The sequence below is a fragment of the Klebsiella ornithinolytica genome (assembly GCF_030505655.1).
Taxonomy (GTDB): domain Bacteria; phylum Pseudomonadota; class Gammaproteobacteria; order Enterobacterales; family Enterobacteriaceae; genus Klebsiella; species Klebsiella ornithinolytica.
Genome location: NZ_CP130153.1, coordinates 5,486,631 through 5,507,802, shown reverse-complemented (window position 1 = coordinate 5,507,802; position 21,172 = coordinate 5,486,631). Strand labels below are relative to the sequence as shown.

At 53.1% G+C, this 21,172-nt stretch carries 15 protein-coding genes, 2 tRNA genes and 3 rRNA genes; 15 read left to right on the top strand and 5 right to left on the bottom strand.

Features of this window, described 5'->3' with window-relative positions:
• The first annotated feature begins 26 nt into the window (after positions 1-26).
• The 6 genes from rbsD to rbsR all read left to right on the top strand — a co-directional run bounded on the left by rbsD (position 27) and on the right by rbsR (position 5,879).
• Entirely contained in the window at positions 27-446 is a 420-nt protein-coding gene (gene rbsD / locus Q1L34_RS26030) for a D-ribose pyranase (RefSeq protein ID WP_163980659.1), read from the top strand.
• A 10-nt stretch (positions 447-456) separates the two neighbouring features.
• Positions 457-1,962, top strand: coding sequence for a ribose ABC transporter ATP-binding protein RbsA (rbsA, locus tag Q1L34_RS26025; protein ID WP_004869243.1), 1,506 nt, complete (start codon positions 457-459; stop codon positions 1,960-1,962).
• Between the two features lie 5 nt (positions 1,963-1,967).
• Complete coding sequence (rbsC, locus tag Q1L34_RS26020; RefSeq protein WP_004869245.1) at positions 1,968-2,933, top strand: ribose ABC transporter permease; 966 nt, start codon at positions 1,968-1,970, stop codon at positions 2,931-2,933.
• 27 nt (positions 2,934-2,960) lie between these two features.
• Positions 2,961-3,851, top strand: coding sequence for a ribose ABC transporter substrate-binding protein RbsB (gene rbsB, locus Q1L34_RS26015; protein ID WP_004869247.1), 891 nt, complete (start codon positions 2,961-2,963; stop codon positions 3,849-3,851).
• A 102-nt stretch (positions 3,852-3,953) separates the two neighbouring features.
• Complete coding sequence (rbsK, locus tag Q1L34_RS26010) at positions 3,954-4,883, top strand: ribokinase (protein ID WP_004869249.1); 930 nt, start codon at positions 3,954-3,956, stop codon at positions 4,881-4,883.
• Between the two features lie 12 nt (positions 4,884-4,895).
• Positions 4,896-5,879: a ribose operon transcriptional repressor RbsR gene (gene rbsR / locus Q1L34_RS26005; RefSeq protein ID WP_004869251.1), complete on the top strand. Its 984-nt coding sequence runs from the start codon at positions 4,896-4,898 to the stop codon at positions 5,877-5,879.
• Here the strand turns inward: rbsR and mdtD are convergent.
• The gene (mdtD, locus tag Q1L34_RS26000) at positions 5,876-7,273 is read right to left on the bottom strand and encodes a multidrug transporter subunit MdtD (RefSeq protein WP_004869253.1); all 1,398 of its coding nucleotides are present in this window, start codon (positions 7,271-7,273) and stop codon (positions 5,876-5,878) included. The genes rbsR and mdtD overlap by 4 nt on opposite strands.
• 12 nt (positions 7,274-7,285) lie before the next feature.
• Entirely contained in the window at positions 7,286-7,987 is a 702-nt protein-coding gene (locus Q1L34_RS25995) for a FadR/GntR family transcriptional regulator (protein ID WP_004869256.1), read from the bottom strand.
• A gap of 477 nt (positions 7,988-8,464) precedes the next feature.
• Between Q1L34_RS25995 and Q1L34_RS25990 the strand changes: the two genes are divergently transcribed.
• From Q1L34_RS25990 to rrf, 5 genes are all read left to right on the top strand, one after another.
• Positions 8,465-10,004: ribosomal RNA gene (locus Q1L34_RS25990) — 16S ribosomal RNA — on the top strand.
• A 71-nt stretch (positions 10,005-10,075) separates the two neighbouring features.
• Positions 10,076-10,152, top strand: a tRNA-Ile gene (locus tag Q1L34_RS25985).
• A 111-nt stretch (positions 10,153-10,263) separates the two neighbouring features.
• Positions 10,264-10,339: transfer RNA gene (locus Q1L34_RS25980), tRNA-Ala, on the top strand.
• 206 nt (positions 10,340-10,545) lie between these two features.
• Positions 10,546-13,451: ribosomal RNA gene (locus Q1L34_RS25975) — 23S ribosomal RNA — on the top strand.
• 93 nt (positions 13,452-13,544) lie between these two features.
• A 5S ribosomal RNA gene (rrf, locus tag Q1L34_RS25970) occupies positions 13,545-13,660 on the top strand.
• Together the 16S, 23S and 5S rRNA genes with 2 tRNA genes alongside form the textbook arrangement of a ribosomal RNA operon.
• Positions 13,661-13,787: 127 nt before the next feature.
• On the opposite strand, the gene mobB is transcribed toward rrf, so the two are convergent.
• On the bottom strand, positions 13,788-14,303 hold the full coding sequence (mobB, locus tag Q1L34_RS25965) for a molybdopterin-guanine dinucleotide biosynthesis protein MobB (RefSeq protein WP_069476347.1): 516 nt from the start codon (positions 14,301-14,303) through the stop codon (positions 13,788-13,790).
• On the bottom strand, positions 14,300-14,881 hold the full coding sequence (gene mobA, locus Q1L34_RS25960) for a molybdenum cofactor guanylyltransferase MobA (protein WP_015585454.1): 582 nt from the start codon (positions 14,879-14,881) through the stop codon (positions 14,300-14,302). Before mobA ends, mobB begins: the two co-directional genes overlap by 4 nt.
• A gap of 71 nt (positions 14,882-14,952) precedes the next feature.
• On the opposite strand from mobA, the gene Q1L34_RS25955 reads away from it, so the two are divergent.
• From Q1L34_RS25955 to dsbA, 3 genes are all read left to right on the top strand, one after another.
• The gene (locus Q1L34_RS25955) at positions 14,953-15,222 is read left to right on the top strand and encodes a YihD family protein (RefSeq protein ID WP_004869260.1); all 270 of its coding nucleotides are present in this window, start codon (positions 14,953-14,955) and stop codon (positions 15,220-15,222) included.
• Between the two features lie 75 nt (positions 15,223-15,297).
• Complete coding sequence (locus Q1L34_RS25950; RefSeq protein WP_211843877.1) at positions 15,298-16,284, top strand: serine/threonine protein kinase; 987 nt, start codon at positions 15,298-15,300, stop codon at positions 16,282-16,284.
• Positions 16,285-16,311: 27 nt separating this feature from the next.
• A complete protein-coding gene (gene dsbA / locus Q1L34_RS25945) occupies positions 16,312-16,935 on the top strand; it encodes a thiol:disulfide interchange protein DsbA (protein ID WP_004869264.1) in 624 nt (207 codons plus the stop codon).
• 75 nt (positions 16,936-17,010) lie between these two features.
• On the opposite strand, the gene yihG is transcribed toward dsbA, so the two are convergent.
• On the bottom strand, positions 17,011-17,919 hold the full coding sequence (gene yihG, locus Q1L34_RS25940) for a 1-acylglycerol-3-phosphate O-acyltransferase, YihG family (RefSeq protein ID WP_015585452.1): 909 nt from the start codon (positions 17,917-17,919) through the stop codon (positions 17,011-17,013).
• A gap of 396 nt (positions 17,920-18,315) precedes the next feature.
• On the opposite strand from yihG, the gene polA reads away from it, so the two are divergent.
• Positions 18,316-21,102: a DNA polymerase I gene (gene polA / locus Q1L34_RS25935; protein WP_004869269.1), complete on the top strand. Its 2,787-nt coding sequence runs from the start codon at positions 18,316-18,318 to the stop codon at positions 21,100-21,102.
• Positions 21,103-21,172 lie beyond the last annotated feature (70 nt).

The following is a 21,172-nucleotide window of genomic DNA, read 5'->3' as shown; positions in this document are numbered from 1 at the left end:
TTTCGCTAATGGAGCAAAAGAGAAAAATGAAAAAAGGCACCGTACTTAACGCTGATATTTCTTCGGTTATCTCCCGCCTGGGTCATACCGATACGCTGGTGGTCTGCGATGCCGGTTTACCGGTTCCCCGCAGCAGCGCGCGCATCGATATGGCATTAACCCAGGGCGTTCCCTCCTTTATGCAGGTTCTGGAGGTGGTGACGGCGGAAATGCAGGTTGAGGCGGCGATCCTGGCGGAAGAGATAAAAACTCATAATCCGCAGCTCCATACGACGTTGCTCACTCACCTTGAGCTGCTGCAGCAACACCAGGGAAACACCATTGAAATTCGTTACACCAGTCATGAGCAGTTTAAAAAACAAACCGCAGATAGTCAGGCGGTGATTCGCAGCGGGGAGTGTTCCCCGTATGCGAACGTTATTCTCTGTGCCGGCGTGACGTTCTGAGGTCGCCGATATGGAAGCCTTATTGCAATTAAAAGGGATCGATAAAGCGTTCCCTGGCGTTAAGGCGCTCTCCGGCGCCTCGCTCAATGTCTATGCTGGCCGCGTGATGGCGCTGGTCGGCGAAAACGGCGCCGGCAAATCCACCATGATGAAGGTGCTGACCGGGATCTATACCCGCGATGCCGGCTCGCTGTTGTGGCTCGGCAAAGAGATCACCTTCAACGGACCGAAATCCTCCCAGGAAGCCGGTATCGGCATTATTCACCAGGAACTCAATCTGATCCCACAGCTGACGATCGCGGAAAACATTTTTCTCGGTCGTGAGTTCGTGAACCGGTTTGGCAAAATCGACTGGAAAACAATGTATGCCGAAGCCGACAAACTGCTGGCAAAGCTGAATTTACGCTTTAACAGCCAGAAGCTGGTGGGCGATCTGTCGATTGGCGATCAGCAGATGGTTGAAATCGCCAAGGTGCTGAGCTTTGAGTCGAAGGTCATCATTATGGATGAACCAACGGACGCATTGACCGATACCGAAACGGAATCTCTGTTCCGCGTCATCCGCGAGCTGAAAGCGCAGGGGCGCGGAATTGTCTATATCTCTCACCGTATGAAAGAGATCTTCGAGATTTGCGATGATGTGACGGTCTTTCGCGACGGGCAGTTTATCGCCGAGCGCGAGGTAGCCAGTCTGAATGAAGATCTGCTGATCGAAATGATGGTTGGCCGCAAGCTGGAAGATCAGTACCCGCACCTGGATAAAGCGCCCGGTACGGTTCGTCTGAAGGTGGACAATCTGTGCGGACCGGGCGTTGAAAATGTGACCTTTTCCCTTCGTCAGGGCGAAATTCTCGGCGTCGCCGGGCTGATGGGGGCCGGACGCACGGAGTTGATGAAGGTGCTGTACGGCGCGCTGCCGCGCACCAGCGGTTCCGTCACGCTCGACGGCCATGAAGTGGTGACCCGTTCCCCTCAGGATGGTCTGGCAAACGGGATTGTCTATATTTCCGAAGACCGCAAGCGCGATGGCTTAGTGCTCGGTATGTCGGTGAAAGAAAACATGTCGTTAACGGCACTGCGCTATTTCAGCCATGCTGGTGGCCGCCTGAAACACAAAGATGAGCAGCAGGCGGTGAGCGATTTTATCCGCCTGTTCAATGTGAAAACGCCGTCAATGGAACAGGCAATAGGTCTGCTCTCCGGCGGTAACCAGCAAAAAGTGGCCATCGCCCGCGGGCTGATGACGCGGCCGAAGGTGCTGATCCTTGATGAACCGACCCGCGGCGTGGACGTGGGGGCGAAGAAAGAGATCTATCAGCTGATCAACCAGTTTAAAGCCGATGGTCTGAGCATCATTCTGGTCTCTTCGGAGATGCCGGAAGTGCTGGGCATGAGCGATCGCATCATCGTGATGCATGAAGGGCATCTCGGCGGTGAGTTCACACGCGAGCAGGCCACCCAGGAAGTATTGATGGCTGCCGCTGTGGGCAAGCTTAACCGTGTGAATCAGGAGTAAAAAAGATGACAACCCAGGCTGTTACTGGTCGCCGCTATTTCACAAAAGCATGGCTGATGGAGCAAAAGTCGTTGATTGCCCTGCTGGTGCTGATAGCGATTGTTTCGACCATGAGCCCCAACTTTTTTACCGTTAATAACCTCTTCAATATTCTGCAGCAGACGTCGGTCAACGCCATTATGGCCGTCGGAATGACGCTGGTCATTCTGACCTCGGGGATCGACCTGTCCGTCGGCTCCCTGCTGGCGCTGACCGGCGCGGTTGCGGCATCGATTGTGGGGCTGGAGGTTAATGCGCTGGTGGCGATTGCCGCGGCGCTTGCTTTAGGCGCGGCAATTGGCGCAGTGACCGGCGTGATTGTGGCGAAAGGGCGTGTTCAGGCCTTTATCGCTACCCTGGTGATGATGTTGCTCCTGCGCGGGGTGACGATGGTCTACACCAACGGTAGTCCGGTGAACACCGGGTTTACTGATAACGCCGACCTGTTTGGCTGGTTTGGTATCGGGCGCCCGTTAGGGGTTCCGACGCCGGTGTGGATTATGGCAATCGTCTTTCTGGCGGCCTGGTACATGCTGCACCATACGCGGCTGGGTCGTTATATTTATGCGCTGGGCGGTAACGAGGCGGCAACTCGCTTATCCGGCATCAGCGTCAATAAAGTAAAAATCATCGTCTATTCGTTATGCGGCCTGCTGGCTTCGCTGGCGGGGATTATCGAAGTGGCGCGTCTCTCTTCCGCGCAGCCGACGGCGGGGACCGGCTATGAACTGGATGCTATCGCGGCGGTCGTGCTCGGCGGCACCAGTCTGGCGGGTGGTAAAGGCCGTATTGTCGGTACCTTGATTGGTGCGTTGATCCTTGGCTTCCTGAACAACGGTTTGAATCTATTAGGCGTTTCATCCTATTACCAGATGATCGTGAAAGCGGTGGTAATTTTGCTGGCGGTGCTGGTAGACAACAAAAAGCAGTAACTAAGAACTCTACAGGACATCTTAACTATGAATATGAAAAAACTGGCGACCCTGGTCTCTGCTGTGGCTCTCAGCGCAACCGTCAGCGCCAACGCGATGGCCAAAGACACTATCGCCCTGGTTATCTCTACTCTGAATAACCCGTTCTTTGTTTCTCTGAAAGAGGGGGCGCAGAAAGAAGCTGACAAACTGGGTTACAACCTTGTCGTACTGGATTCGCAGAACAACCCGGCGAAAGAGCTGGCGAACGTGCAGGATTTAACGGTACGTGGCGCGAAGCTGCTACTGATTAACCCTACCGATTCTGATGCAGTAGGTAACGCCGTGAAGATGGCTAACCAGGCGAAGATCCCGGTGATTACCCTCGACCGTCAGGCTTCGAAAGGCGACGTTGTCAGCCATATCGCGTCTGATAACGTGCTGGGCGGTAAGATGGCCGGCGACTACATTGCGAAGAAAGCCGGTGAAGGCGCGAAAGTGATTGAACTGCAGGGTATTGCAGGGACCTCCGCGGCTCGTGAACGTGGTGAGGGCTTTAAGCAGGCCGTTGCCGCGCACAAATTCAATGTGCTGGCCAGCCAGCCGGCGGACTTCGACCGAACCAAAGGTCTGAACGTCATGCAGAACCTGCTGACCGCCCATCCTGATGTGAAAGCGGTGTTTGCGCAGAACGATGAAATGGCGCTGGGTGCGCTGCGCGCATTACAAACGGCAGGCAAATCCGATGTGATGGTGGTTGGATTTGACGGTACTCCGGATGGCGAAAAAGCCGTAAATAGTGGCAAACTGGCAGCGACCATCGCTCAGTTGCCAGAGCAGATCGGCGTGAAAGGCGTGGAGACTGCTGATAAAGTGCTGAAGGGTGAGAAAGTGGATGCCAGCTATCCGGTTGAGCTGAAGCTGGTCATTAAGCAGTAATATGCGATTCGGCTCGGAAACGATCCGAGGGACAATATAAAAAAGAAAAGCAGGGCATGCGCCACCGGAGTCCGGTGGCGCGCTTTCCCGGGAACAGAAATAATGAAAACCGCAGGCAAACTCGTCGTCCTTGGCAGCATCAATGCCGATCACATTCTTAACCTTGAATCTTTCCCGACGCCGGGCGAAACCGTCACCGGTCATCATTATCAGGTGGCTTTCGGCGGTAAAGGGGCTAACCAGGCCGTCGCCGCCGGGCGAAGCGGCGCGGATATTGCGTTTATTGCCTGTACCGGTGATGACGATATCGGCGAACGCGTTCGCCGCCAGCTGGAGCGCGATCGTATCGATGTTGCGCCGGTGCGTGCGGTCAACGCTCAATCGACCGGCGTGGCGCTGATTTTTGTTAACGCCGAAGGTGAGAATGTCATCGGTATTCATGCCGGAGCTAACGCCGCGCTCTCTGTCGAGCAGGTTGAGGCGGAAAAAGCGCGTATTGCGGGTGCTCAGGCGCTGCTGATGCAGCTGGAGTCACCGCTGGAAAGCGTGCTGGCGGCGGCAAAAATCGCCCATCAGCATCAGACCACCGTTGTGCTCAACCCGGCACCGGCGCGTGACCTGCCAGATGAGTTGCTTTCGCTGATAGATATTATTACGCCTAACGAAACCGAAGCAGAGAAGCTGACCGGCATCCGCGTTGAAAACGATGACGATGCGGCTAAAGCTGCCCGTGTGCTGCATGAAAAAGGCATTGGTATCGTGATGATTACGCTTGGCAGCCGGGGCGTATGGGTCAGCCATGACGGTCAAGGCCGTCGGGTTCCCGGTTTTAAAGTTCAGGCCGTCGATACCATTGCCGCTGGCGATACCTTTAATGGCGCCTTTGTGACGGCCTTACTGGAAGGAACCGCGCTGGACGAAGCGATCCGTTTTGCCCATGCCGCGGCAGCGATTGCCGTTACCCGCAAAGGCGCACAGCCTTCCGTACCATGGCGCGAAGAAATCGACGAGTTTTTACGTCAACAGGGGTAACGTTTGGCTACCATGAAGGATGTAGCCCGCGAGGCGGGCGTTTCCACTTCAACAGTTTCTCACGTCATTAATAAAGATCGCTTCGTCAGCGAGGCGATTACCGCCAAAGTTGATGCGGCGATTAAAAACCTTAACTATGCGCCGTCTGCGCTGGCGCGTAGCCTCAAATTAAACCAGACCCGGACCATTGGCATGCTGATCACCGCCAGTACCAATCCGTTTTATTCGGAACTGGTGCGCGGCGTGGAGCGCAGCTGTTTTGAGCGTGGTTATAGTCTGGTGCTGTGTAATACCGAAGGCGATGAGCAGCGTATGAACCGCAATCTTGAGACGCTGATGCAAAAACGCGTCGACGGTCTGCTGCTGCTGTGTACCGAAACGCATCAACCTTCACCGGAAATTATGCAGCGCTACCCGTCAGTCCCTACGGTGATGATGGACTGGGCGCCGTTCGACGGCGATAGCGATCTGATTCAGGACAATTCGCTGCTGGGCGGCGATATGGCAACCCAATATCTGATTGATAAAGGATATACCCGCGTGGCCTGCATTGCCGGGCCGCTGGATAAAACGCCGTCGCGCCTGCGCCTGGAGGGATATCACGCGGCAATGGCGCGCGCCGGGCTTCCGGTGATGGAAGGTTATGTCATTACCAGTGATTTCGAATTTGGCGGCGGATTTAGCGCTATGCAAAAGCTGCTCGCCTTACCCGAGCGGCCGCAGGCGGTGTTCGTCGGCAACGACGCGATGGCCGTTGGAGCCTATCAATCGCTGTATCAGGCCGGGTTACGAATTCCGCAGGATATGGCGCTGGTGGGGTATGACGATATCGAACTGGCGCGCTATATGACGCCGCCGCTGACCACTATCCATCAGCCGAAAGATGAACTGGGCGAACTGGCCATCGATGTGCTGATTCATCGCATGGCCGATCCGGGTCAGAAGCAGCAGCGCGTTCAGCTCACCCCGGAACTGGTCGTTCGCGGCTCCGTCTAACGCTTGTGCCGCTCCTTAATCAGGTTGCGGCCGTCTTTCGCTCTTAACAGCATAAATGTCAGCGCCGAAACCACGGTAATCGCCCCCATCGTAATAAAGGTATAGTGGAACTGCTCAACGGTACTGGCGCTGTCGAACCCTTCATAAAAACGTAGCACTGCGGCGCTAATGGCGACGCCGAGGCTAATGGATAGCTGCTGCGTCACGGCCAGCAGGCTATTGCCGCTGCTGGCGTTATCATCGGTCAAATCGGCCAGCGTGATGGTATTCATCGATGTGAACTGGGTAGACATCGCCATCCCCAGCACAAACAGCGGTAGCAAGAGCATCCAGACAGGCATTGCCGGAGACTGGAATGAGAACTGGGCAATCATCAGTCCGATAAAAATGGTGACGCCGACCAGGGTTTTCCGATAGCCGAGCCAGCGTAAAATCTGCGTCACGGTCGATTTCGCGATAATCGACCCGATGGCGGTGGGGGCTATCATGCAGCCTGCGACGATCGCCGGATAGCCAAAACCGACCTGCAACATCAAGGGCATCAGAAACGGCACGCAGCCGGTTCCCAGACGCGTCGCCAGATTACCGGCAATACCGACCGAAAAGGTGCGCGTTTTAAATAAAGAAAGCGAGATCAGCGGAGTCGGGTGGCGGCGTGCGTGGCGGATATAGGCCAGCAGCAGGATGACGCTGAGGGCAATGACCGAAAGGGCTATCCAGGTTGCGACGATTTTCTCGCCAAACAGTTCGATGCCGCTGGAAAACAGTACCAGGCTCAATCCAAACAGCAGAAAACCGGTGGTATCGAAACGCCGGCGCGGGGTGGTGAAATCCGGCATATATTTGCGCGCGTAAAGTATCCCGATAATGCCGATAGGAATATTAATGAGGAAAATCCAGTGCCAGCTGGCCCAGGTAACCAGCACGCCGCCGAGCACCGGCCCAAGAATAGGGCCAACAAGGCCGGGCATAGTGACGAAGTTCAGTACGGGGAGCAGTTCGCTGCGCGGGTAGGCTCTTAATAATGCCAGGCGCGCCACCGGCATCATCATGGCGCCGCCTATCCCCTGAATCACGCGAAAGATAACCAGCTCCATTAATGAACTGGAGAGGGCGCAGGCCAGTGATCCGAGCGTAAACAGGCCGACGGCAATGATAAACACCTTACGGGTGCCGAAGCGGTCAGCTAACCAGCCGCTGACCGGGATAAGCATAGCGACCGTTAATGTGTAGCTGATGATGGCGGACTGCATGGCCAGCGGTGAACGGTTAAGGCTATGCGCAATGGCGGGAAGGGCGGTGTTGAGAATGGTGGCATCCAGCGCCTGCATAAAAAAAGCCATGGCTGCAATCCACGGCAGTCCGGCCATACTGCGCCCTTTTTTTTCGCTCATGCGGAACCCTTGTTACTTGCCTGAATGGTTTGGTGCGCTCAATAACGTCTGGCAGGCGCTTAGCGCGCGCGGGCCATCGCTATCCTGGATAGCGTCGACAATGGCCTGGTGGAGATCCAGCTTAACCACTTCGTTCTGAGTAATAGAGGTGAAATAGGTGTGGTAGACCGAATGAAACAGAGATGCGAAAGCGATCAGGAACGGATTTCCGCTCATTTCATAGATGTGCTCATGCCAGGCCATATCGACTTCTATCCAGCGTTCGCGCAGAAAGCGTTTTTTTAACTGGCCCATCTCTTCCATTAAGGTATTGAGCTCGGCCTTTTGCTCCGCGTTACCGAAGGTGGCTGCCAGAAAACAGGCCTGAGGCTCCAGGCTACTGCGCATAACCAGGAAATGGCTCACCACCTCTTCAAAGTTATCTTCCGTTAACCACCATGAGAGCAGCTCCTTGTCGAGGAAGTTCCAGCTACTGCGTGGCATGACTCGGGTGCCGATACGCGGGCGCGGCAACAGCATCCCTTTGGCGGTAAGCGTCTTAACCGCTTCGCGTACCGCGGTGCGACTCACGCCAAACTGTTCCCCCAATTCCATTTCGCCTGGAAGAATACTTTCCGGCGGGTATTCGCCGGTCAGGATTTTTTGAGCCAGTTTCTCTGCTAATACCCAGGAGATGTTCTTTTGTGCCGCCAGTTGCTGTGCGCTTAAAGACATATATGCCGTTCCTTTCTCTTTTTATCTGTATCAGTATGCCATCTGGTGGACTATTTCGTTGGTTAAAACAGCAAAACGCTGGTTTTTTGCCACGTCACGGGCTGATTTGGTGAAAAAAGAGACGGTTGAAAAGTTTTTTTAAAACAGGGCTTGTCAACGTCTCAGAACTCCCTATAATGCGCCTCCACTGACACGGAACAACGGCTTACAGGCCGCCGGGTTAGCGGGGTTCAGCGATGAACGCCGGCAGAGAAAAGCAAAAATAAATGCTTGACTCTGAATGAGGAAAACGTATTATACGGGACCTCGCGACAGAGCGCTCAGCGCCGTCGCACTGCTCTTTAACAATTTATCAGACAATCTGTGTGGGCACTCAAAGTGACATGGATTCTTAACGTCCTCGGACGAAAAATGAATACCAAGTCTCTGAGTGAACACGTAATTCATTACGAAGTTTAATTCACGAGCATCAAACTTAAATTGAAGAGTTTGATCATGGCTCAGATTGAACGCTGGCGGCAGGCCTAACACATGCAAGTCGAGCGGTAGCACAGAGAGCTTGCTCTCGGGTGACGAGCGGCGGACGGGTGAGTAATGTCTGGGAAACTGCCTGATGGAGGGGGATAACTACTGGAAACGGTAGCTAATACCGCATAACGTCGCAAGACCAAAGTGGGGGACCTTCGGGCCTCATGCCATCAGATGTGCCCAGATGGGATTAGCTAGTAGGTGGGGTAATGGCTCACCTAGGCGACGATCCCTAGCTGGTCTGAGAGGATGACCAGCCACACTGGAACTGAGACACGGTCCAGACTCCTACGGGAGGCAGCAGTGGGGAATATTGCACAATGGGCGCAAGCCTGATGCAGCCATGCCGCGTGTATGAAGAAGGCCTTCGGGTTGTAAAGTACTTTCAGCGAGGAGGAAGGCGTTAAGGTTAATAACCTTGGCGATTGACGTTACTCGCAGAAGAAGCACCGGCTAACTCCGTGCCAGCAGCCGCGGTAATACGGAGGGTGCAAGCGTTAATCGGAATTACTGGGCGTAAAGCGCACGCAGGCGGTCTGTTAAGTCAGATGTGAAATCCCCGGGCTCAACCTGGGAACTGCATTTGAAACTGGCAGGCTTGAGTCTTGTAGAGGGGGGTAGAATTCCAGGTGTAGCGGTGAAATGCGTAGAGATCTGGAGGAATACCGGTGGCGAAGGCGGCCCCCTGGACAAAGACTGACGCTCAGGTGCGAAAGCGTGGGGAGCAAACAGGATTAGATACCCTGGTAGTCCACGCTGTAAACGATGTCGACTTGGAGGTTGTTCCCTTGAGGAGTGGCTTCCGGAGCTAACGCGTTAAGTCGACCGCCTGGGGAGTACGGCCGCAAGGTTAAAACTCAAATGAATTGACGGGGGCCCGCACAAGCGGTGGAGCATGTGGTTTAATTCGATGCAACGCGAAGAACCTTACCTACTCTTGACATCCAGAGAACTTAGCAGAGATGCTTTGGTGCCTTCGGGAACTCTGAGACAGGTGCTGCATGGCTGTCGTCAGCTCGTGTTGTGAAATGTTGGGTTAAGTCCCGCAACGAGCGCAACCCTTATCCTTTGTTGCCAGCGATTCGGTCGGGAACTCAAAGGAGACTGCCAGTGATAAACTGGAGGAAGGTGGGGATGACGTCAAGTCATCATGGCCCTTACGAGTAGGGCTACACACGTGCTACAATGGCATATACAAAGAGAAGCGACCTCGCGAGAGCAAGCGGACCTCATAAAGTATGTCGTAGTCCGGATTGGAGTCTGCAACTCGACTCCATGAAGTCGGAATCGCTAGTAATCGTAGATCAGAATGCTACGGTGAATACGTTCCCGGGCCTTGTACACACCGCCCGTCACACCATGGGAGTGGGTTGCAAAAGAAGTAGGTAGCTTAACCTTCGGGAGGGCGCTTACCACTTTGTGATTCATGACTGGGGTGAAGTCGTAACAAGGTAACCGTAGGGGAACCTGCGGTTGGATCACCTCCTTACCTGAAAGAACCTGCCTTTGTAGTGTCCACACAGATTGTCTGATGAAAAATAAGCAGTAAAAAATCTCTGCAGGCTTGTAGCTCAGGTGGTTAGAGCGCACCCCTGATAAGGGTGAGGTCGGTGGTTCAAGTCCACTCAGGCCTACCAAATTCATCCTGAATACTGCGTTGTGAAACGACTCGCATACTTCAGTATGCTTCGTCCTTCCACGCCTTGTCTCAGTCTGAATTACCGGTACAAGAGATTTAGCATTACGATGGGGTTATAGCTCAGCTGGGAGAGCGCCTGCCTTGCACGCAGGAGGTCTGCGGTTCGATCCCGCATAGCTCCACCATCCTTTACTGCTGCACAACAAGAAAACTTCAGAGTGTACCTGAAAAGGTATGCTGCGAAGTTTTGCTCTTTAAAAATCTGGATCAAGCTGAAAATTGAAACGACACACTGTTTCCTTTCTCCGTAATAAGAAAGGAAAAGCGGTGTGTTCGAGTCTCTCAAATTTTCGCAACGCGGACTGTTTTACGAAACAGCTTCGGGTTGTGAGGTTAAGCGACTAAGCGTACACGGTGGATGCCCTGGCAGTCAGAGGCGATGAAGGACGTGCTAATCTGCGATAAGCGTCGGTAAGGTGATATGAACCGTTATAACCGGCGATTTCCGAATGGGGAAACCCAGTGTGATTCGTCACACTATCGTTAAGTGAATACATAGCTTAACGAAGCGAACCGGGGGAACTGAAACATCTAAGTACCCCGAGGAAAAGAAATCAACCGAGATTCCCCCAGTAGCGGCGAGCGAACGGGGAGGAGCCCAGAGTCTGAATCAGCGCGTGTGTTAGTGGAACGGTCTGGAAAGTCCGGCGGTACAGGGTGATAGCCCCGTACACTAAAATGCACACGTTGTGAACTCGAAGAGTAGGGCGGGACACGTGGTATCCTGTCTGAATATGGGGGGACCATCCTCCAAGGCTAAATACTCCTGACTGACCGATAGTGAACCAGTACCGTGAGGGAAAGGCGAAAAGAACCCCGGCGAGGGGAGTGAAAAAGAACCTGAAACCGTGTACGTACAAGCAGTGGGAGCCTACTTGTTAGGTGACTGCGTACCTTTTGTATAATGGGTCAGCGACTTATATTCTGTAGCAAGGTTAACCGTATAGGGGAGCCGCAGGGAAACCGAGTCTTAACTGGGCGTTAAGTTGCAGGGTATAGACCCGAAACCCGGTGATCTAGCCATGGGCAGGTTGAAGGTTGGGTAACACTAACTGGAGGACCGAACCGACTAATGTTGAAAAATTAGCGGATGACTTGTGGCTGGGGGTGAAAGGCCAATCAAACCGGGAGATAGCTGGTTCTCCCCGAAAGCTATTTAGGTAGCGCCTCGTGAACTCATCTTCGGGGGTAGAGCACTGTTTCGGCTAGGGGGTCATCCCGACTTACCAACCCGATGCAAACTACGAATACCGAAGAATGTTATCACGGGAGACACACGGCGGGTGCTAACGTCCGTCGTGAAGAGGGAAACAACCCAGACCGCCAGCTAAGGTCCCAAAGTCATGGTTAAGTGGGAAACGATGTGGGAAGGCACAGACAGCCAGGATGTTGGCTTAGAAGCAGCCATCATTTAAAGAAAGCGTAATAGCTCACTGGTCGAGTCGGCCTGCGCGGAAGATGTAACGGGGCTAAACCATGCACCGAAGCTGCGGCAGCGACACTATGTGTTGTTGGGTAGGGGAGCGTTCTGTAAGCCGTTGAAGGTGGCCTGTGAGGGTTGCTGGAGGTATCAGAAGTGCGAATGCTGACATAAGTAACGATAAAGCGGGTGAAAAGCCCGCTCGCCGGAAGACCAAGGGTTCCTGTCCAACGTTAATCGGGGCAGGGTGAGTCGACCCCTAAGGCGAGGCCGAAAGGCGTAGTCGATGGGAAACAGGTTAATATTCCTGTACTCGGTGTTACTGCGAAGGGGGGACGGAGAAGGCTATGTTAGCCGGGCGACGGTTGTCCCGGTTTAAGCATGTAGGCGGGAAGTTTAGGTAAATCCGGACTTCTGTTAACGCTGAGGTGTGATGACGAGGCACTACGGTGCTGAAGTAACAAATGCCCTGCTTCCAGGAAAAGCCTCTAAGCATCAGGTAACAACGAATCGTACCCCAAACCGACACAGGTGGTCAGGTAGAGAATACCAAGGCGCTTGAGAGAACTCGGGTGAAGGAACTAGGCAAAATGGTGCCGTAACTTCGGGAGAAGGCACGCTGATGGTAGGTGAAGCGACTTGCTCGTGGAGCTGAAATCAGTCGAAGATACCAGCTGGCTGCAACTGTTTATTAAAAACACAGCACTGTGCAAACACGAAAGTGGACGTATACGGTGTGACGCCTGCCCGGTGCCGGAAGGTTAATTGATGGGGTTATCCGTAAGGAGAAGCTCTTGATCGAAGCCCCGGTAAACGGCGGCCGTAACTATAACGGTCCTAAGGTAGCGAAATTCCTTGTCGGGTAAGTTCCGACCTGCACGAATGGCGTAATGATGGCCAGGCTGTCTCCACCCGAGACTCAGTGAAATTGAACTCGCTGTGAAGATGCAGTGTACCCGCGGCAAGACGGAAAGACCCCGTGAACCTTTACTATAGCTTGACACTGAACATTGAGCCTTGATGTGTAGGATAGGTGGGAGGCTTTGAAGCGTGGACGCCAGTCTGCGTGGAGCCAACCTTGAAATACCACCCTTTAATGTTTGATGTTCTAACGTAGACCCGTGATCCGGGTTGCGGACAGTGTCTGGTGGGTAGTTTGACTGGGGCGGTCTCCTCCCAAAGAGTAACGGAGGAGCACGAAGGTTAGCTAATCCTGGTCGGACATCAGGAGGTTAGTGCAATGGCATAAGCTAGCTTGACTGCGAGCGTGACGGCGCGAGCAGGTGCGAAAGCAGGTCATAGTGATCCGGTGGTTCTGAATGGAAGGGCCATCGCTCAACGGATAAAAGGTACTCCGGGGATAACAGGCTGATACCGCCCAAGAGTTCATATCGACGGCGGTGTTTGGCACCTCGATGTCGGCTCATCACATCCTGGGGCTGAAGTAGGTCCCAAGGGTATGGCTGTTCGCCATTTAAAGTGGTACGCGAGCTGGGTTTAGAACGTCGTGAGACAGTTCGGTCCCTATCTGCCGTGGGCGCTGGAGAATTGAGGGGGGCTGCTCCTAGTACGAGAGGACCGGAGTGGACGCATCACTGGTGTTCGGGTTGTCATGCCAATGGCATTGCCCGGTAGCTAAATGCGGAAAAGATAAGTGCTGAAAGCATCTAAGCACGAAACTTGCCCCGAGATGAGTTCTCCCTGACCCTTTAAGGGTCCTGAAGGAACGTTGAAGACGACGACGTTGATAGGTCGGGTGTGTAAGCGTAGCGATACGTTGAGCTAACCGATACTAATGAACCGTGAGGCTTAACCTTACAACGCCGAAGCTGTTTTGGCGAAGAGACGAAATGTTCAGCTTGATTACAGATTCATCATCACGCAGGAATGCGGGGTGAAAACAGAATTTGCCTGGCGGCGATAGCGCGGTGGTCCCACCTGACCCCATGCCGAACTCAGAAGTGAAACGCCGTAGCGCCGATGGTAGTGTGGGGTCTCCCCATGTGAGAGTAGGGAACTGCCAGGCATCAAATCAGTAAAAAGCCCATCCTGACGGATGGGCTTTTTGCGTTTTTATCGTTATTTATCCGCAACGCCTAATCTCGCAGGAATAACGCAGAACGGGCGCTATATTACGCCCATTGCTGAAATACTCACTGCCATTGCGCTTCTGCCAACCAGCGTAGAATAAACGCCGCGATCTGCGGAATATCGTTTAAATCTAACTGCGGGAGTGATGTCTCTAATGGAGTATCGCTGACTACCGCAATCACATGCTCATCCAGGACGAGCTCCTCGACACGATGCCCACCCTGTTGCCGAAAAAGCAGGAGCTTCGCTATCGGCTCATGCTTAAACCCTTCAACCAGAACCAAATCCAGCGTTGATGCATCCATCCTGCTAACCAGCCAGGCTAAATCCACCTCTTCTTCATCCGGCGTTTCAGTCATTAGCGCCCAGCGTTGTGAACTGGCGACAATCGTTTGAGCTGCCCCGGCTTTACGCAATTCATAGCTGTCCTTACCCGGCAGATCGACATCCATATTATGATGGGTATGCTTGATCAAACCCGGACGCAGGCCAGCAGCACACAATGCGGGGATTAATTTTTTTAACAGCGTTGTTTTACCGGTACCACTCCAGGCGGAAATGGCGAGAACGGGGATCATGATTGCTCCTGTATACCCTGCAAGTCATCAAGGGTATTGACGTTAATAAAGGCCGGGCGGACATCGCTGAAATCAACGCGATGCCCGCCGCTGTTGCGCATAAAAGCCATCACGCGTCGTTCGCCTGCGGCAAGATATGCCGCCAGATCGGGCATTAAACATCGATGCATCAGGGTAATAGCGGGATGATCGCGTTCTCCGTCGTAAACCCAGACGACGGGAGCGGTCTGTTTCTGCTGTATAAAGCGCTCAGCCAGGAATGAGGGGATAAAGGGGGTATCGCAGGGGCAGAAGAGGAACCATTCGCTCTGTGTCTGCTGCATCACGGATAGCATACCGGCTAATGGCCCCGGGAAGTCAGAGAGACTGTCGGAATACACCGGATACCCGCTTTCATACCAGCGTTCCAGATTACGGTTGGCACTGATAACCAGGTGGGTCACCTGAGGAGACAACGCATCTGCAACATGGCGCCATAATGGCTTACCATCGAGTAGCTGCAATCCCTTATCCGCACCTCCCATCCGCGTGGCCCTTCCGCCTGCTAATATAACGCCGGTTATGACCTCGCCTTGCATATCAATATCGCCTCTTTCATTGTGGGATTGACCCTGTTAAGTTGTCGCTATCAAGAGTAAGGAGCATGACCATGAAATGTAAACGTCTGAATGAAGTAATTGAACTCCTCCAGCCAGCCTGGCAGAAAGAGCCGGAGCTGAACCTGATGCAATTTTTGCAGAAACTCGCAAAAGAGGCCGGTTACGACGGCGAGCTGGTCGATCTTTCCGACGATATCCTGATTTATCATCTGAAAATGCGTGATTCGGCAAAAGAAGCCGTTATTCCTGGTATTCAGAAAGATTACGAAGAGGATTTCAAAACGGCCTTATTGCGCGCTCGCGGCGTGATTAAAGAGTAAAAGGTTGTAAGTGCTGCCGCGGAACGAGTTATGAGATGATATCCTGAACTATTCCTAAGATTATCGGATGTCAGGATGCACGATAAGGCTTTTAATTTTCAGACGCTAAACCCGGATACCATCATCGATGGGCTATTCGATCTGGGGATGCGAGTGGACTCCGGGCTCACTCCGCTTAACAGCTATGAAAACCGCGTTTACCAGTTTCAGGACGAAGACCGCCATCGCTATGTGGTGAAGTTCTATCGTCCTGAACGTTGGTCTGCCGAACAGATCCTCGAGGAACACCTGTTTACCCTTCAGCTCAAGCAGGATGATGTTCCTGTTGCTGCGCCATTATTTTTCAATGACAGTACTCTTCATCAGCATCAGGGCTTCTATTTTGCCGTGTTCCCCAGCTTAGGTGGGCGCCAGTTTGAATCGGATAACCTCGATCAAATGGAGTCCGTCGGCCGTTATCTGGGGCGCTTGCACCAGACCGGGCGCAAAGCGCGTTTTGTCGCGCGCCCTGAGATAGGCGTGAATGAGTATTTGTTCGCGCCGCGGGACGTTTTTGAACACTCAACGCTGATCCCCTCAGCTCTGAAGAAGGACTTCCTCCGCGCCGCAGATAAGCTGATTGCTGCCGTTATCGCTCAATGGCACGGCAACGCGGACATTCTGCGTCTGCACGGCGATTGTCATGCCGGTAATATTCTCTGGCGCGATGGTCCGCTTTTTGTTGATTTAGATGATGCCCGCAACGGTCCGGCCATCCAGGATCTGTGGATGCTGCTGAACGGTGATAAAGCCGAGCAGCGAATGCAGCTGGAGATGATTGTTGAAGCTTATGAAGAATTCAGTCCGTTCAATTCAGACGAAATCGCCCTTATCGAACCTTTACGCGCCATGCGGTTAGTTTATTATCTGGCATGGTTGCTCAGGCGCTGGGACGATCCTGCTTTCCCTATTAATTTCCCCTGGCTTACCGGGGAAGATTACTGGCGGGGGCAGACAGCAACTTTTCTTGAGCAGGTGAAGGTTCTGCAAGAACCCCCTCTTCAGTTAACGCCAATGTATTAATCAGATATTTCCAGGAGAGACGTAAACATGAAAAAAATTTGGCTGGCGCTGGCTGGTATGATTCTGGCTTTTAGTGCTTCTGCGGCCCAGATCACCGACGGTAAGCAGTACATCACCCTTGATAAGCCCGTAGCCGGCGCGCCTCAGGTTCTTGAGTTCTTCTCGTTCTACTGCCCGCACTGCTATCAGTTTGAAGAAGTGCTGCACGTTTCTGATAACGTGAAGAAAAAGCTGCCGGAAGGCGCCAAAATGACCAAGTACCACGTTGAATTCCTCGGACCTTTGGGTAAAGACTTAACCCAGGCATGGGCCGTCGCGATGGCGCTGGGCGTTGAAGATAAGATCACCGTGCCGATGTTTGAAGCGGTACAGAAGACCCAGACCGTGCAGACCGTGGCGGATATTCGTAAAGTCTTCGTTGACGCTGGCGTGAAAGGCGAAGACTACGATGCGGCATGGAATAGCTTTGTCGTGAAATCCCTGGTTGCTCAGCAGGAAAAAGCGGCTGCTGACTTCCAGCTGCAGGGCGTACCGGCAATGTACGTCGACGGCAAATATCAGCTGAACCCGCAGGGAATGGATACCAGCAATATGGACGCCTTTGTCGCCCAGTATGCGGATAGCGTTAAGCAGCTGGTTGAGAAGAAGTAAAAAAAAAGCCGGTCACTGACCGGCTTTTTTCATATCTCTCTTAAACCGCCAGTGGAGGTGGCATGGTTATCAGGTTCAATGCTCTTCGCGTCCTTTTGTCCGCATGATTTCCGTCAGCTGACAGTCTTTCTCTTCCCACAGTTCATTCAACCAACGCTGGAAACGGCGCTTAAAGTTTTTGTCATTCACGTAGTCGCCGTGCAGATCTTCCGCCACGGGAATGAGATTAACGCGAACAACAATACGCGTCAGTCGGCCGCTTAACATATCGTAAAATGGCCTCTGGTTGTTCTCCGGATAGCAAAGCGTGACGTTCAACAGCTTATCGAACTGAGCACCGAGCACGTTCAACGCCATCGCGATACCTGCGGCCTTCGGTGGCAATAAATTACGATAAGGTGAACGAGTTTGCCGCTGCTTATCTTCGGTAAAACGCGAACCTTCTACAAAATTGACGATGGTCGTCGGATGCGAGCGAAATTTCTCGCAGGAGCGGCGAGTGGTTTCAACATCTTTACCGCGACGCTCAGGATGGCGAATTAAATAGCCTCGCGAGTAGCGACGCATAAAGGGCATATCCAGCGCCCAGCAGGCAAGCCCGATAAAAGGTACCCACGCCAGCTGTTGCTTAAGGAAGTACTTATTCATAGGGATATGCTTGCGAAACAACACGCAGAGCACCACGATATCCGCCCAGCTGTGATGATTGCTGATAAGCAGATACCAGTTTTTCTTGCTCAGCCCTTCAAGACCTTGCACGTCCCACGTCAGTCTGGGATTCAGATAGAGCAGCAGTGCCAACCCTTCGCACCAGCAATACATCATGAAATTGCAGAAACGGGAAATCGCACGCCATACCGCGGGGATGGGGACAAGAAGTTTAATCAGCCCGGCGATGATTATCGGTACGGAACAGATAATGGTGACTAAGATGGTAAGGGCGATACTCAGCGGAAGTGTTATTGCAGCGAGTAATCTCGACATAGTTAGTTTATTCAGAAAGTTAGGCTGATAAAGAGCGCAGTTAAACCGTGCAAGAGGCTGATTTTACCAGAAAACGCAGCAAATGACGGGTCTTACCAGAACAGAAAAAACGGCGGATCTTATATCCACATGGAACATTGAGTCATTAGAAAGGTATTAAAAGCAAGGATCAATCATTAACTTTATGATAAATAAACTTAAATTATGTTTTTTGTTATTTTATTTCAGACCAGACAGCTATCCTTATAAAACTATGCACAAAGTTATCCACAGATATTACTGCCGCACGATCGACCGGATCAACGAATCTTTTTGGTGAAATGCGGGAAAAATTCAGGTTTTCAGGCCTGTCTGTGGCATCCTTTACCCATAATCTGATAAACAGGCACGGAAATTATGGTTCAGATCCCAGAAAACCCACTTATCCTCGTTGACGGCTCCTCTTACCTCTACCGGGCGTATCACGCTTTCCCGCCGCTGACTAACAGCGCCGGAGAACCGACAGGCGCTATGTATGGCGTGCTGAATATGCTGCGAAGCCTGATCCTCCAGTATCAACCCACGCACGCCGTTGTGGTTTTTGATGCCAAAGGGAAAACTTTCCGTGACGAACTGTTTGAGCATTACAAATCCCATCGTCCGCCGATGCCGGACGATCTGCGGGCGCAGATCGAACCGCTGCATACTATGGTGAAAGCGATGGGGCTGCCGCTGATGGCTGTGCCTGGCGTCGAAGCGGACGATGTGATCGGAACTCTGGCGCGCGAAGCAGAAAAAGCGGGCCGCCCGGTGCTCATCAGTACCGGTGATAAAGATATGGCGCAGTTGGTCACGCCGGGAATTACCCTGATTAATACCATGACCAATACCATTCTTGGCCCGGAAGAAGTAGTGACGAAGTACGGCGTTCCGCCAGAGCTGATTATTGACTTCCTGGCGCTGATGGGCGACTCCTCCGATAACATTCCAGGCGTACCCGGCGTGGGCGAGAAAACGGCCCAGGCGCTGCTGCAGGGGCTGGGTGGGCTGGATACGTTGTACGCTGAGCCAGAAAAAATTGCCGGTTTGACTTTCCGCGGCGCCAAAACGATGGCGGCAAAACTGGAGCAGAATAAAGAGGTGGCCTACCTCTCGTATCAGCTGGCGACGATTAAAACCGACGTCGAGCTGGATCTGAGCTGTGAAGAGCTGCACGTGCTGCCGCCGGCGGCGGATGACCTGTTGGCTCTGTTCAAAAAATATGAATTTAAGCGCTGGATCACCGATGTTGAATCCGGCAAATGGATGCAGTCAAAAGGCGTTAAGCCAGCTGCAAAACCGGCTGAAGCGGCGGCAGTAGCGGAAGAAGAAGCCGAGGTGGTAGCGACACTGTCTGCGGAAAACTACGTCACTATTCTTGATGAGCAGACGCTGATCGAATGGATCGAGAAGCTGAAAAAAGCGCCGCTGTTTGCGTTTGATACCGAAACGGACAGCCTGGATAATATCTCCGCCAATATGGTCGGCCTGTCGTTTGCCATTGAGCCCGGCGTTGCAGCCTATGTACCGGTTGCGCATGATTATCTCGATGCACCGGATCAGATCTCCCGCGAACGCGTACTGACGTTGTTGAAACCTCTGCTGGAAGACGAGAATCTGCTGAAGGTCGGGCAAAACCTGAAATATGACCGCGGAATTCTGGCGAACTATGATATTGAGCTGCGCGGCATCGCTTTTGACACCATGCTGGAATCCTACATTCTTGATAGCGTGGCGGGCCGCCATGATATGGACAGCCTTGCCGACCGCTGGCTGAAGCATAAAACGATTACCTTTGAAGAGATTGCAGGCAAAGGTAAAAATCAGCTCACCTTTAACCAGATCGCGCTGGAAGAAGCCGGCCGCTACGCGGCGGAAGATGCCGACGTCACTCTGCAGCTGCACCTGAAGATGTGGCCGAAGCTGCAGCAGCATGAAGGTCCGCTGAATATCTTTAAGCATATTGAGATGCCGCTGGTACCGGTGCTCTCTCGCGTGGAACGTAACGGCGTCAACATTGATCCGGCTGTACTGCACGCTCATTCGCAGGAGATCGCCAGGCGCCTGATCGAACTGGAACAGAAAGCCTACGAGATCGCTGGTGAAGAGTTCAATCTCTCTTCACCCAAACAGCTTCAAACTATTTTGTTTGAAAAACAAGGCATTAAACCGCTGAAGAAAACACCGGGCGGCGCGCCTTCAACCTCCGAGGAAGTGCTCGAAGAACTGGCGCTGGACTATCCGCTACCGAAAGTTATTCTCGAATATCGCGGACTGGCGAAGCTGAAGTCGACATATACCGACAAGCTACCGCTGATGATTAACCCCAAAACCGGCCGCGTGCATACCTCTTATCACCAGGCGGTAACGGCGACGGGGCGTCTCTCCTCCACCGATCCTAACCTGCAGAACATTCCGGTGCGTAACGAAGAGGGGCGTCGTATTCGTCAGGCATTTATCGCGCCGCCGGATTACCTCATCGTCTCTGCCGACTACTCGCAAATTGAGTTGCGCATTATGGCGCATCTGTCGCGTGACAAGGGGTTGCTGACCGCGTTTGCGGAAGGTAAAGATATCCACCGCGCAACGGCGGCAGAGGTCTTTGGCCTGCCGCTGGAGAGCGTAAGCAGCGAGCAGCGTCGCAGTGCCAAGGCGATTAACTTTGGTCTGATTTATGGCATGAGCGCATTTGGCCTCGCACGGCAGCTCAATATTCCGCGCAAAGAAGCGCAGAAATATATGGACCTCTATTTTGAGCGCTATCCGGGCGTCCTTGATTACATGGAGCGTACCCGGGCACAGGCAAAAGAGCAGGGCTATGTCGAAACGCTGGATGGCCGTCGCCTTTACCTTCCGGACATCAAATCCAGCAACGGCGCCCGTCGTGCCGGCGCCGAACGTGCGGCGATTAACGCCCCGATGCAGGGGACGGCGGCTGACATTATCAAGCGCGCAATGATCGCCGTTGATGAATGGCTGCTGACCGAGAAGCCGCGGGTGCGGATGATCATGCAGGTGCACGATGAACTGGTCTTTGAAGTGCACAAAGATGACCTTGATGCCGTGGCGAAAAAGGTGCACGAACTGATGGAGAACAGCACCACGCTGGCGGTACCGCTGCTGGTGGAAGTAGGAAGCGGAGAAAACTGGGATCAAGCGCACTAAGTATTCAGTGGATAAGGTGATTTTCTGTAAGTAAGCAACATAACTTATAGCGTTTTGTGATGATCATTTG